This is a genomic window from Pseudomonas zeae, assembly GCF_014268485.2.
GTDB classification, from domain to species: domain Bacteria; phylum Pseudomonadota; class Gammaproteobacteria; order Pseudomonadales; family Pseudomonadaceae; genus Aquipseudomonas; species Aquipseudomonas neuropathica.
The window spans coordinates 5,081,033-5,093,855 of sequence record NZ_CP077090.1; the positions used below are offsets into that span (position 1 = coordinate 5,081,033).

The 12,823-nt window shown below is 58.1% G+C and carries 12 protein-coding genes; 5 read left to right on the forward strand and 7 right to left on the reverse strand.

Going from position 1 to position 12,823, the window contains the following annotated elements; all coding sequences use genetic code 11:
• Window positions 1-283 precede the first annotated feature (283 nt).
• On the forward strand, window positions 284-3,178 hold the full coding sequence (locus HU754_RS22420; RefSeq protein ID WP_186624801.1) for a ribonucleoside-diphosphate reductase subunit alpha: 2,895 nt from the start codon (window positions 284-286) through the stop codon (window positions 3,176-3,178).
• A 362-nt stretch (window positions 3,179-3,540) separates the two neighbouring features.
• Here HU754_RS22420 and flgE read toward each other — a convergent pair whose 3' ends face one another.
• The 6 genes from flgE to HU754_RS22450 form a co-directional block, all read right to left on the reverse strand.
• The gene (gene flgE / locus HU754_RS22425) at window positions 3,541-4,857 is read right to left on the reverse strand and encodes a flagellar hook protein FlgE (RefSeq protein ID WP_186624802.1); all 1,317 of its coding nucleotides are present in this window, start codon (window positions 4,855-4,857) and stop codon (window positions 3,541-3,543) included.
• Between the two features lie 30 nt (window positions 4,858-4,887).
• The gene (gene flgD / locus HU754_RS22430; RefSeq protein ID WP_093442110.1) at window positions 4,888-5,613 is read right to left on the reverse strand and encodes a flagellar hook assembly protein FlgD; all 726 of its coding nucleotides are present in this window, start codon (window positions 5,611-5,613) and stop codon (window positions 4,888-4,890) included.
• Between the two features lie 15 nt (window positions 5,614-5,628).
• Window positions 5,629-6,072: a flagellar basal body rod protein FlgC gene (flgC, locus tag HU754_RS22435; protein WP_003227217.1), complete on the reverse strand. Its 444-nt coding sequence runs from the start codon at window positions 6,070-6,072 to the stop codon at window positions 5,629-5,631.
• Between the two features lie 3 nt (window positions 6,073-6,075).
• Window positions 6,076-6,483: a flagellar basal body rod protein FlgB gene (gene flgB, locus HU754_RS22440; RefSeq protein ID WP_007917581.1), complete on the reverse strand. Its 408-nt coding sequence runs from the start codon at window positions 6,481-6,483 to the stop codon at window positions 6,076-6,078.
• A 372-nt stretch (window positions 6,484-6,855) separates the two neighbouring features.
• On the reverse strand, window positions 6,856-7,683 hold the full coding sequence (cheR, locus tag HU754_RS22445; protein WP_016983976.1) for a protein-glutamate O-methyltransferase CheR: 828 nt from the start codon (window positions 7,681-7,683) through the stop codon (window positions 6,856-6,858).
• A 46-nt stretch (window positions 7,684-7,729) separates the two neighbouring features.
• On the reverse strand, window positions 7,730-8,662 hold the full coding sequence (locus HU754_RS22450; RefSeq protein WP_007917585.1) for a chemotaxis protein CheV: 933 nt from the start codon (window positions 8,660-8,662) through the stop codon (window positions 7,730-7,732).
• An 82-nt stretch (window positions 8,663-8,744) separates the two neighbouring features.
• On the opposite strand from HU754_RS22450, the gene flgA reads away from it, so the two are divergent.
• The 4 genes from flgA (at window position 8,745) to HU754_RS22470 (ending at window position 11,332) form a co-directional block, all read left to right on the forward strand.
• A complete protein-coding gene (gene flgA / locus HU754_RS22455; protein ID WP_186624803.1) occupies window positions 8,745-9,506 on the forward strand; it encodes a flagellar basal body P-ring formation chaperone FlgA in 762 nt (253 codons plus the stop codon).
• A 148-nt stretch (window positions 9,507-9,654) separates the two neighbouring features.
• Entirely contained in the window at window positions 9,655-9,981 is a 327-nt protein-coding gene (gene flgM / locus HU754_RS22460) for a flagellar biosynthesis anti-sigma factor FlgM (protein WP_077574151.1), read from the forward strand.
• Window positions 9,982-10,029: 48 nt separating this feature from the next.
• Entirely contained in the window at window positions 10,030-10,497 is a 468-nt protein-coding gene (locus HU754_RS22465) for a flagella synthesis protein FlgN (RefSeq protein ID WP_186624804.1), read from the forward strand.
• An 88-nt stretch (window positions 10,498-10,585) separates the two neighbouring features.
• Window positions 10,586-11,332 carry a flagellar brake protein gene (locus HU754_RS22470; protein WP_093442101.1) on the forward strand — a complete coding sequence of 249 codons (747 nt, stop codon included), beginning with the start codon at window positions 10,586-10,588 and terminating at the stop codon, window positions 11,330-11,332.
• 73 nt (window positions 11,333-11,405) lie between these two features.
• Here the strand turns inward: HU754_RS22470 and HU754_RS22475 are convergent, their stop codons facing one another.
• Window positions 11,406-12,785, reverse strand: coding sequence for an MFS transporter (locus HU754_RS22475; protein ID WP_186624805.1), 1,380 nt, complete (start codon window positions 12,783-12,785; stop codon window positions 11,406-11,408).
• Window positions 12,786-12,823 lie beyond the last annotated feature (38 nt).

Here is a 12,823-nt window from a genome sequence, read left to right on the forward strand (position 1 = left end):
GTTTTTCAAAGCCCAAACCGCACTTGCGGATGGCACCGTTTTTTAGCTCGCAGCGACGAGAACGGTACGGGTGTTGCAGTCATTACTGTCACCCGGGAAGGAATCCGGCTCGAGCCCTGGCTCGTAGCCAAAAACTTCGGCAAGGATGCGGCTTCATCAGCCTTTTTTCCTACTGTCCCGAAGTTGTTATACCCGACGCCCGTCGGCTGTAGTGCTTCTGGACAGAACGGTGGGCACCATGATGGTGCCCAAACAAACATAGAGAATGTGGAGACCACCCCCCATGCAAACCGACACAACTCGCGAGAACCCGCAGGGCACCTTGCCGCAGGCCGCTGATTCGAATTCGGATCTGGCAGCCACCGCGCCTGGTCAACTGCGCGTGATCAAGCGCAATGGCACTGTCGTTCCTTACACCGATGACAAGATCACCGTCGCTATCACCAAAGCGTTCCTCGCAGTTGAAGGCGGCACCGCTGCCGCTTCGTCGCGAATCCATGACACCGTTGCCCGTCTGACCGAACAGGTCACCGCGACCTTCAAGCGTCGCATGCCGTCGGGTGGCACCATCCACATCGAAGAAATCCAGGACCAGGTCGAACTGGCCCTGATGCGTGCCGGTGAGCAGAAAGTTGCTCGCGACTACGTGATCTACCGTGACGGTCGTTCGAAAGAACGCGCTGCCCACGCGCCGGCCGAAGAAGCGGTCAACGCTCACCCGTCGATCCGCATCACCCGTGCCGACGGCAGCCTGGCGCCGCTCGACATGGGCCGCCTGAACACCATCGTCACCGAGGCCTGCGAAGGTCTGGAAGAAGTCGACGGCGACCTGATCCAGCGCGAAACCCTGAAAAACCTGTACGACGGCGTGGCCCTGACCGACGTCAACACCGCCCTGGTGATGACCGCCCGTACCCTGGTCGAGCGTGAGCCGAACTACTCGTTCGTGACTGCCCGCCTGTTGATGGACACCCTGCGTGCCGAAGGTCTGGGTTTCCTCGGTGTGGCCGAAAGCGCCACTCACCACGAAATGGCCGACCTGTACGCCAAGGCACTGCCGGCTTACATCGCCAAAGGTATCGAGTTCGAACTGCTGAACCCTGTGCTGGCCTCCTTCGACCTGGAAAAACTGGGCAAGGCGATCAACCACGAGCGTGATCAGCAATTCACCTACCTGGGCCTGCAAACCCTGTACGACCGTTACTTCATCCACAAGGATGGCGTGCGTTTCGAACTGCCGCAGATCTTCTTCATGCGCGTGGCCATGGGCCTGGCGATCGAAGAGAAGCAAAAAGAAGACCGTGCGATCGAGTTCTACAACCTGCTGTCGTCCTTCGACTACATGTCGTCGACCCCGACCCTGTTCAACGCCGGTACCCTGCGTCCACAGCTGTCGAGCTGCTACCTGACCACCGTGCCGGATGACCTGTCGGGCATCTACCACGCGATCCACGACAACGCCATGTTGTCGAAATTCGCCGGCGGCCTGGGCAACGACTGGACGCCTGTTCGCGCTCTGGGTTCGTACATCAAGGGCACCAACGGCAAGTCGCAAGGCGTTGTGCCGTTCCTCAAAGTGGTGAACGACACCGCTGTAGCCGTTAACCAGGGTGGCAAGCGCAAAGGCGCTGTCTGTGCCTACCTGGAAACCTGGCACATGGACATCGAAGAGTTCATCGAGCTGCGCAAGAACACCGGTGATGATCGTCGTCGTACCCACGACATGAACACCGCCAACTGGATCCCTGACCTGTTCATGAAGCGTGTCTTCGATGACGGCAAGTGGACCCTGTTCTCGCCATCCGAAGTACCGGACCTGCACGACCTGACCGGCAAAGCCTTCGAAGAGCGCTACGAGTACTACGAAGCGCTGACCGAATACCCAGGCAAGGTCAAACTGTTCAAGACCATCCAGGCCAAAGACCTGTGGCGCAAAATGCTCTCCATGCTGTTTGAAACCGGCCACCCATGGCTGACCTTCAAAGACCCGTGCAACCTGCGCAGCCCGCAGCAGCACGTCGGCGTGGTTCACAGCTCGAACCTGTGCACCGAGATCACCTTGAACACCAACAAGGACGAGATCGCCGTTTGCAACCTGGGCTCGATCAACCTGCCGAACCACATCGTTGACGGCAAGCTGGACACCGCCAAGCTGGAACGTACCGTGAACACCGCTGTACGCATGCTCGATAACGTGATCGACATCAACTACTACTCGGTGCCACAAGCGAAGAACTCCAACTTCAAGCACCGTCCGGTCGGTCTGGGCATCATGGGCTTCCAGGACGCGCTGTACCTGCAGCACATCCCTTACGGTTCCGACGCTGCCGTCGAGTTCGCCGACAAGTCGATGGAAGCGGTCAGCTACTACGCGATCCAGGCGTCCTGCGACCTGGCTGACGAGCGTGGCGCGTACGAGACGTTCCAGGGTTCGCTGTGGTCCAAAGGCATCCTGCCGCTGGATTCGCAACAGATCCTGATCGAAGCCCGTGGCCAGAAGTACATCGATGTCGACCTGAACGAAACCCTCGACTGGGCACCGGTTCGCGCCCGTGTACAGAAAGGCATTCGTAACTCCAACATCATGGCCATCGCACCGACCGCGACCATCGCCAACATCACCGGCGTATCGCAGTCGATCGAACCGACCTACCAGAACCTGTATGTGAAATCGAACCTGTCGGGCGAATTCACCGTGATCAACCCGTACCTGGTTCGCGACCTCAAGGCTCGCGGTCTGTGGGACTCGGTCATGATCAACGACCTGAAGTACTACGACGGTTCGGTTCAGCAGATCGAGCGCATCCCGCAAGAACTCAAAGAGCTTTATGCGACCGCGTTCGAAGTGGACACCAAGTGGATCGTTGACGCCGCCAGCCGTCGTCAGAAGTGGATCGACCAGGCCCAGTCGCTGAACCTGTACATCGCCGGCGCATCGGGCAAGAAGCTCGACGTGACCTACCGCATGGCCTGGTACCGTGGCCTGAAAACCACTTACTACCTCCGTGCCCTGGCCGCGACCAGCACCGAGAAGTCGACCATCAACACCGGCAAGCTGAACGCTGTTTCCAGCGGCGGCAACCACGGCGACGATTCGGTTCTGGCAGCTCCTGCCGGTCCTGCGCCAGTGCCAAAGGCTTGCGCGATCGACGAGCCGGATTGCGAAGCTTGCCAATAAGCTGAGCTGAATCAGGCGTTGCGAAACGTCTGATTCTTCCAGGCAAAAGAAACCCCCGACAGACTTCTGGTGTGTCGGGGGTTTTCTTTTGTGCGCCGTTTATCTTCGGCAGCGCTTACAGAGGTTGCGTACATCTGGCAGAAGCTGCCTGGCTTTCGGGTCGCCTTCGCGAGCAAGCTCGCTCCCACAGTGGGATTGGGAGTGTGCAATCGGAGATTGGTCGGAGTGAGTCGCTGTAAGAGCGAACCGCCAGCCACAGCACCCGCGGCAACGGATATACACCCAATCAAAACAGCCCCCAAAAAATCCCAACAAAAAAGCCCCTCAAAAGAGGGGCTCCCTTGCACAAGCAGCTACCAGAATCAGGTCATCTGAATGATGGTCTGCATGATGGTGCTCTGAGTGGAAATGGTCTTGGCGTTCGCCTGATAGTTGCTCTGGCCCTTGATCAGGTCTACCAGCTCGTTGGTCAGGTTAACGTTCGACTCTTCCAGCGAGTTGGAAACTACCTCACCCAACGTACCGGTTTTCGGCGCATCGTAGCCCGGAATACCCGAAGCGAAAGTCTCCTTCCAGCTAGTGCCGCCGATTGCCTGCAAGCCTTGTTCGTTGGTGAAACTCGCCAGTGCGACCTGGCCAATGGCCTTGCTCTGGTTGTTGCTGAAGTTGGCGAACAGCGTACCGGTACCATCGATGGTCAGGTTGGTGATCTGGCCAGTGGCGTAACCATCCTGCGTCGGGATCGAACGTGCAGTGTCTGCGTTGTACTGGGTGGTCTGAGCCATCGAAATGGTGATACCTGCCGGGTTCGCGGCCGCACCATTAGGCTTGAACGTACCATTGACGACATTACCCGGCACCCAACCAGTGAGCTTCAGGTCACTGCTGATCACCGGACCAGGCAGAGTGCTGACCTGCGTCAGCTTGCCAGCGGAGTCAAAGGTCATGGTGGAAGGCACCGGCGCAGTGACTTTTGGATCACTGCCCGTTGCATCCGGGTTACGACCGTCCACCAGCGTATAGACCTTCCAGGTGTTGGCACCGGTTTTCACCACGTACTGATCCATGGGGTGCATGTTGCCCTGGCTGTCATAGATCGGCGTGCTGAACGATTTGGTGTAGGTCGCGAGGTTGTTCGGATCGAACTTGCCGGCGGCCACTGTGTCGTCGATCACTGGCGCGGTCGAGTTCAGGTTGATGGTCGAGGTCACCAGCGAGGTGGACTTAGGCGCCAGGTTTGAAGTGTCGATCTTGAGGTCGGTCAACACACCATTGACGATCTTGCCGTTGGCATCCACACCATAACCTTGCAGACGCGAGGTGTAGTCGGTGTTGGTGATGTAACCGGCGTTGTCGACCTTGAACGTACCGGCACGGGTGTAGGACACCGAGCCATTGTTGCTCATGGTGAAGAAACCGGAACCGTTGATGCCCATGTCCAACACGTTGCCGGTGTTGTTGATGTCACCTTGGGTGAACTGCTGGGAAACGTTGGCCAGACGCACACCGTTGCCGATCACTTTGCTGCCGCTGCCCAGGCGAGTCGACGAGTAAACGTCTTCGAATTCTGCACGGGACGATTTGAAACCGGCGGTCGCGACGTTGGCGATGTTGTTGCCGGTCACGTCCAGTTGTTTGTTGGCTGCATAGAGACCGCTAAGGCCGATATTGAAAGACATATTCCACTCCTTTGTGCCGGTTAGTCGGCTCTATATACCAATGGTTTGTACTTTGGACAGGGCAACGGTGCCCTTGCCGGACAGGTTGAGCATCAGCTCGCCGCCGGTCTGGCTGATCGTCACGCTGGTGACGGTGGCCGGCAGGTAGGTCGCCATATCGGTCGAGGTGCCATTGATCGATGCGTTGGCCTTGACGGTATAGGTACCGGTCTTGACCACATTGCCGTCCTTGTCCTTGCCGTCCCAGGTGAAGCTCGCGCTGCCTGCGGCGCGGCTGCCCAGATCGATGGTGCGAACCACCGTGCCGCTGCTGTCGGTGATGCTGACGGTGCCGCCGGCAATCGACGACGGAACGCTGACCGAGCCGGTCATGCCTTTGCTCGGATCGTCGAGCTGAACCGAGTTGGTCTGCACGATCACATTGCGGCCCACCAGCGACGAAGCCTGCAACGCCTGCGAGGAGTTGTAGTTGCCAGCCAGCGAGCTGACAGTGCTGTTGAGGGTGGTGATGCCCTCAAGGCTGCTGAACTGTGCCAACTGCGCAACGAAGGCACTGTTGTCCTGCGGATCAAGCGGGTTCTGGTTTTTCAGCTGGGTGACCAGCAATTGCAGGAACGCATCCTTGCCCAGTGCCTGGCCGCCGGTGGCGCTGTTGGTCGCCGAAGCAATGCCTCCGGTGGTCGAACTGGTCTTTTTCGACGAGTTCGCCAGGATGTCATTCATGCTCAGGCTGCTAGTGGTATCGGAAACACTCATGGCAGTCGCCCCTTATTACTGACCGAGGGTCAGTACCTTCTGCATCATGGTTTTGGCGGTGTTCATCATTTCGGCGTTGGTCTGGAACGAGCGGCTCGCGGAAATCATGTCAGCCATTTCTTCCACCACGTTGACGTTCGGGTAGTAGACGTAGCCTTTGGCGTCGGCCGCCGGATGGTTCGGCTCGTAACGCGCCTCGAGGTTGCTCTGGTCTTCGACCACACCGAGCACCTGTACGCCCTGACCGGCCGCATCCTGGCTCTGGAACAGCGAATTGCTGCCGCTGTTCTGGCCGCCCTGGAACATGGTGGCGAATACCGGGTGACGGGCGCGATAGGTCTGGTCGATGCTCGACGAGACGGTTTCGGCGTTGGCGATGTTCGACGCCACGGTGTTCAGACGCGTGGTTTGTGCGCTCATGCCGCTGCCGGCAATGTTGAAAACGCTGGACAGGGACATGGATTACTCTCCGCGCAGGGCTGACACCAGCCCTTTGAATTTGCTGTTGAGCAGGGTGAAGCTGGCCTGGAAGCCGACGGCGTTTTCCGCGTAGTTCGACTGTTCCAGTTGAGCGTCCACGGTGTTCTGGTCGATCGACGGTTGCATCGGCGTGCGATACATCAGCGATTCGTCGCCATTGCCCAGGCCTTCAGCTTCGATGTGACGGCTGTTGGTCATGTTCAGGGCGATGGTGCCGTTAGCGTTTTTCTGGGTCTGTGCTTCAAGCACTTTGGAGAAATCCAGATCCCGAGCCTTGTAGTTCGGGGTGTCGGCGTTGGCGATGTTGTTGGCCAGCACTTCGGCACGCTGGGCGCGGAAGCCCAATGCCTTTTCGTGAATGCCGAGCGCTTTATCGAAGCTGATGCTCATGTCGGGAACCTTCAGGTGACCGGTTTTTCGTAACTGAGCTTTAGCAAGCGCCGTGCCAAACCACAAAAGCCGCATAAACCGGGGCTTTGCAGGGAGTCAGCAAAGCGGCAATGCCAGAAAAGCGGCAACCGGTTTCCGCCGGATGCCGCTTTTCTGCCGCTTGCCGTCCATCTCATACACACCACGATCCCCTGTAGGAGTGAGCCTGCTCGCGATAGCGGTGTGTCAGGTACCGATGCTGCTGAATGTGCTACCGCTATCGCGAGCAGGCTCACTCCTACAGGGGGTTTATGGTGTCAGGGAGAATTTCTTTGGGCATAAAAAACGGCAGGTCTTTTTGGGACCTGCCGTTTTTTGGTGTTGCCGATACGGTTATTTCGCCTGGTAAATAATCCCCGGGCTGCACTGCACCATCTGGTAATGATCCGGCAAACCGTTCAACGCTTCGGAAGCGCCAAGGAACAGATAACCGCCCGGCTTCAACGTGCTGTGAATGCGCAACAAGATGTCTTTCTTCACTTCGGCAGAGAAGTAAATCAACACGTTGCGGCAGAACACGATGTCGAACTTGCCCAGCGCGGCATAGCTGTCGAGCAGGTTGAACGAACGGAACTCCACCCGGTTCTTGATCGGCGCCTTGATCACCCAGCGCCCCGGCCCTTTCGGGTCGAAATAACGCTGCAGGCGTTCCGGCGACAAACCGCGACCGATCGCCAGACTGTCGTATTCGCCGGTCTTGCAGTTGGTCAGCATAAGACCGGACAAATCAGTGGCGACAATCTGCACGCCCATCTTCAACTGGCCGAGGTTGGTTCGCTCGAACTCGTCGATCGACATCGACAGCGAGTACGGTTCCTGGCCCGACGAGCACGCCGCTGACCAGATCCGCAAGCGCTGGTTGGGGCTGGCCTTGATCGCTTCAGGCAGCACCTTGTTCTTCAAGACTTCAAACGGATAGGTGTCACGAAACCACAGGGTTTCGTTGGTCGTCATGGCATCAACTACCTGCTCGCGCAAACCGCTGCGCGGCTGGGTCTGGATGCGCTGAACCAGCTCACCCAGGGATTTGATGCCTTGCTGCTCCATCAGTTTGTTGAGACGGCTCGAGACCAGGTACTGCTTGTTTTCACCGAGCAGAATGCCACAGGCTTTTTCCAGGAAGACCCGGAACTGTTCGAAATCCAAATTACCCGTAGACAATGATGCCGCCTCTTAAATCGTGTTGACCGCCAGGAGCAAAACGCTCCTAGCTGATATCTGCTGCTTTGATCCGGTCGACTACCCGGGATGCGAGGTCATCAGGACGGAATTTGGCCAAAAAGTCATCTGCACCGACTTTCTTGACCATCGCCTGGTTGAATACCCCCGACAACGAAGTATGCAGGATGATATGAAGCTTTTGCATGCGTGCGTCGCCGCGGATTTCCGCCGTCAGGGTGTACCCGTCCATCTCCGGCATCTCGATGTCGGAAATCATCATCAGGAACTCTTCTTCCGGCTTCTTGCCCTCATCGACCAGCTTGCGCAGGTAATCCAGCGCCTGTTTGCCGTCGTTCAGCGCCACCACTTCGACCCCGATTGTCTGCAGACAACGCGTGACCTGCTTGCGCGCCACCGACGAGTCATCGACCGTCAAGACACGCAATGACAGTGCCTTGGTCTGGGTCTCGACATCGACCACGCCCACCGAAATCGCTTCCGGTGTCGGCGCAACTTCCGCCAGCACTTTCTCGACGTCGATGATTTCGACTAACTGATTGTCCACCCGAGTCACAGCCGTCAGGTAGTGATCGCGACCCGTGCCCTTGGGCGGTGGATGAATCTCTTCCCAGTTCATGTTGACGATGCGCTCCACCGAGCGGACCAGGAAACCCTGGGTCTTGGTGTTGTACTCCGTGATGATCACGAACGGGTTGTTCTTGTCCTTCAACGCTCCGGAACCGGTGGCCATTGCCAGATCAAGGATCGGAATGGTCGCCCCCCGGATATTTGCCACCCCGCACACGACAGGACTGGACTTGGGCATCAACGTCAGCGACGGGCACTGCAACACTTCCCGCACCTTGAACACGTTGATTCCGTAGAGCTGCTGACCGTCGAGACGGAACAACAACAGCTCCAGGCGATTCTGCCCCACCAGTTGCGTGCGCTGGTTCACCGAATCCATTACACCAGCCATGCCCAGACTCCTACACCAACGCCAAGTGTTGTTGCGACGCACATTCATTGCTAAACGGCACGGCGCTTGCTTTTTAACTCGTATGAACGCTCAAACGACATTTTTCCGACACCTGACCTCCCGCGCTCGCAAAAACCTTTGCGCGATGTCCGCCGTCTGCTGCTTTTTCGCTGGCAGCCCTGCCATTGCTGATGCGGTTACCTTGCCTGACATGCTTATCGGCGTCACTCAGGGCTTTCTTGAGTTCACCGTAGAAGACTATCTGGCCACCAGTCAAACGGAAGGCCGCTACGAGATCGAAGTAAACCAGCTCGACCCTCGTATGCGCATGCCTATGTGCGACAAGGAATTGACAGCGACTTTGGAGAGTCCGGCACGTCCGCTGGGCCGGGTTACCGTGAAGGTCCGCTGTGAGGGCGCCTCGCCCTGGACTGTGTTCGTGCCCGCTCAAGTCCGCCTGTTTCGCGAGATTGTGACAACCACCCGACCGCTGAAACGTGCAGGGATCATCGAACCACAGGACGTGACCCTGCGTGAACGCGACGTGAGCACGATCAACCAAGGCTTTCTGACCTCGGTAGACGAAGCGATCGGGCAGAAATTAACCCGACCAACGGTAGCCGATCAGGTCATTACTCTGGTCCATCTGGAACAGGCGGAAGTCATTCGCAAGGGTGATCAAGTGGTCATCACTGCCCGCAGCGGCACACTCGCCGTGCGCATGCCCGGGGAAGCGCTGGCCAATGGTGGTTTGAAAGAACAGATCCGGGTGAAAAACCTCAACTCGCAACGGGTCATCAAGGCGCAAGTCACCGCGCCCGGCCAAGTGGAAGTGGCGATGTAGAAAACTGGCGCTGACCCCGGCTGTTCCCTAAACTGTGCCGCAGCAGGACACGCGCCGGCGCATGCAAGGCTCATTGTAAATGTGCCTAAAGTTTTCCAGGGGATGGCCGAAAACATGGCAAGCGTCCAAATTCCCAGAGGTTTTTATCATGGTCATCGATTTCAGCCGTTTGAACAGCTCCTCGTCACTTACGGGCAGTACACGTACCAGCAACGCCAAGGAAACCGCCGAAACCGGTACCTCCGCGCCGCTGAATACCCAGGCCGAACCGGCCAGTACCGCAAAAAGCGGGGAATCGGTACACCTCAGCAATGAGGCTCAACAGTTGCAGAAGGTCACTGACAAGCTGCGCGATCAACCTGCTGTCGACAAAGCCCGTGTGGCCGAGTTGAAAGCCGCGATTGCCGATGGCAGCTATAAAGTCGACAGCAACCGTGTAGCCAGCAAACTGCTCAACTTCGAAGCCCAGCGCTAGGCTTTTGCCGGCGCCAGGCTTTTGGACGCTTAAAACCCAAGGCCAGCCATGCACGACACTAATTTATTGCAATTGATCAACGACGACTTTGCTCCAGCTCAACAATTGCTGGAGTTGCTGCAAACCGAATCCCTCGCGTTGCACGGTCGCGACATGCCATTGCTAGAAGAAATTCTGGCGCATAAACAGGCATTGATCATTCTGCTTGAACAGCATGGCCGCAAGCGCAGTGAAATCCTCGCCAGCCTCAACCTGCCGACTGATCGTGCAGGTCTTGAGCAACTGGCTGGCCAGTCGAGCATTGGCGACCAGTTGCTGAGCCAAGGCGATGCCCTGACCGATCTGATTGCTCAATGCCAGGCGGCCAACCTCAAGAATGGCCAGTCGATCCAGATCCAGCAGGCCGCCACGGCCAATCAGCTGAAGATCCTCACCGGCGGTGAAGCGCCGGCGCTGTATAACGCCAGCGGTACATTTGCCAAACCCGCCACACCGCGTCCGCTCAGCCAGGCATGAGCCGTTGATGCGCCAGCTCTATCAACCCGCGAAACATGCTGGCAAAATGCTGGCTAGTCGTCATATTTTGTCTGGAGATTGATAAACCGTGTCCAACGCCCTCAGCGCGGATGATGCTCCGCAGCCCCCTAAGGTGCTTACCACGCCACTGGAAATCTCCAGCAACCTGCGCCAGCTGCAAGAAAGCCACGATCCGCTGATCATCACCTTTCATGAGCGCAGCCAGCGCTTCCAGAGCTATCTGATCAAAGTCGACCGCGACAGCGCTACGATCGCACTGGACGAGATGATCCCGCGTGATGGCGAACGTTTCCTGCAGGCCGGTGAGCCATTCAAGGTTGAAGGTTTTCATGAAGGCGTGCGCATCGCCTGGGAATGCACCGGCACGCTGAATATCGAAGAATCCGAGGGTGATCGTTTCTACACCGGCGCACTGCCGACTGAAGTGGTTTACCACCAGCGCCGCAATGCCTTCCGCGCAGCACTGAAACTGACCGATCTGGTCAGCGTTGAACTGGGCGGTGAAAAACTCAAGGCGCCAATCAACGGCAAACTGCTGGATATCTCCGCGACCGGCTGCAAGCTGCGTTTCGAAGGTGATATCACCGACCGCCTGCAATTGGGCCAGGTTTATGACCGCTTGATCGCCCCGCCGCTGTTCGGCAACCAGCCGATCTCCGTCGAATTGCGCTATCTGCATTTCGAAGAAAAACTCAACATCACCTTTGCCGGTCTGCGTTTCCACAACATCAGTGGCCAGGCTGCGCGCAACGTTGAGCGTTTCGTGTATCAGTTGCAACGTGAAGCACGCCGTTTCGACAAAGACGATCTCTGATTCGTTGCGGCCGATAAAAAGGGCAGTCCTTGGCGGGACTGCCCTTTTTTATGCGCGGTGGTTTTTGTTCAGCTCAGGGTCTGCCGCCGCTGAGATCAGGCGCGGGTTTATCGGTATCCGGTTCGACTTCTGCCGCAGGCTCTGACGGAGCATCAGCTTCAGGCTCGGGACTTGCCGGCGCCTGCACAGGGTCTTGCACCATCTGCTCCTGCACCACCTGCTCGTCTACCCGAGGATCAAGGGCCGCCACCAGCGGTGAGCTGGACATGCTGTCCGGCATGGCCACGTGATGCAGCGGCGCGTCGTCGACCTGATGCAGATTGGTCACGGCCTTCGGCCGGATCCGCCACACCAGCACCAACGCGAAAAAGCTGAAGAACGCATACAGGCTCTGGCTGCCAAACAGCTTCATCAACACGCCCGCAAGCAACGGCCCGATGCTCGCGCCGACACCATAAGTCACCAGCAGCATCGCCGTCAGCGACACGCGGCGATCACCTTCCACATGGTCATTGGAGAATGCCACCGCCAGTGGGTACAGACAGAACTGCACCAGCGAGCACAGGAAACCAACCCCGAACAACACCTCCAGCGGAACCTGCGGCAGCACGGCCAACGGCAACGCCGCCACCGCCAGAAACCCGGCAAAGCAGCGAATCAGCAGCGCCCGGTCATAACGATCGGACAACCAGCCCAACGGCCACTGCACCAGTAAACCGGCAAAGATGCAGCTACCCATGAACAGACCAACCTGCTCGGTCGATAGCCCTTGTTGCGAGGCGTACAGCGGTGCCAGACCGTAAAACGAGCCGATGATCAAACCGGCACCCAGCACCGTACTCAACGACTGCGGTACGCGCTTGATAAAGAAGCGTGGCTCCATCGGCGCCGGATGCAGTGGCGCCGGGTGAATCCGCCGCGTCAATGCCACGGGCACCAGACACAGGGCGAAACACAGCGCGACCAGCATCAGCAGTTCCAGCCCCAGGCCCGGATGCATGACCAGAATCAATTGGCCGAGGACCAGGCCCAGGTACGAAGCGATCATGTAGCCGCTGAACACCAGGCCACGCTGATTGGCGTCCGCCTGTTCGTTGAGCCAGCTCTCGATCACCATGTACTGGCACATCATGCCCAGACCGACGATGGTCCGCAGCACCAGCCACGCCGGCAGCCAATCGACCAGACCGTGGCCAAGCACCGCCGCCCCAACGATCCCGGCACAGGCCGAATAAGCACGGATGTGCCCGACCCGGGCAATCAGTCGGTGACCGATCTTGCCGCCCAGCACCAGACCAAAATAGTTGGCCGCCATCAGCGCGCCGACCCAGAGGCCGTCGACATTGTCAGCGGCCAGACGCAATGCCAGATAAGTGGATAGAAGGCCCGAGCCGATCAACATCATCAGCGAGGCGAAATACAGTGCTCGAAAGGATTTCCAGATTTGGCGCATCGGCGTTCCGAGCGGCTCCTTGCAGTAAATATCGGGCT

Coding starts and splice junctions, on each gene's coding strand:
- flgA (WP_186624803.1), top strand. CDS start 8,745: ATGAACGCTCAAACGACATTTTTCCGACACCTGACCTCCCGCGCTCGC.
- HU754_RS22465 (WP_186624804.1), top strand. CDS start 10,030: ATGCACGACACTAATTTATTGCAATTGATCAACGACGACTTTGCTCCA.
- HU754_RS22450 (WP_007917585.1), bottom strand. CDS start 8,662: ATGGCTGGTGTAATGGATTCGGTGAACCAGCGCACGCAACTGGTGGGG.
- flgE (WP_186624802.1), bottom strand. CDS start 4,857: ATGTCTTTCAATATCGGCCTTAGCGGTCTCTATGCAGCCAACAAACAA.
- flgM (WP_077574151.1), top strand. CDS start 9,655: ATGGTCATCGATTTCAGCCGTTTGAACAGCTCCTCGTCACTTACGGGC.
- flgC (WP_003227217.1), bottom strand. CDS start 6,072: ATGTCCCTGTCCAGCGTTTTCAACATTGCCGGCAGCGGCATGAGCGCA.
- flgB (WP_007917581.1), bottom strand. CDS start 6,483: ATGAGCATCAGCTTCGATAAAGCGCTCGGCATTCACGAAAAGGCATTG.
- flgD (WP_093442110.1), bottom strand. CDS start 5,613: ATGAGTGTTTCCGATACCACTAGCAGCCTGAGCATGAATGACATCCTG.
- HU754_RS22420 (WP_186624801.1), top strand. CDS start 284: ATGCAAACCGACACAACTCGCGAGAACCCGCAGGGCACCTTGCCGCAG.
- HU754_RS22475 (WP_186624805.1), bottom strand. CDS start 12,785: ATGCGCCAAATCTGGAAATCCTTTCGAGCACTGTATTTCGCCTCGCTG.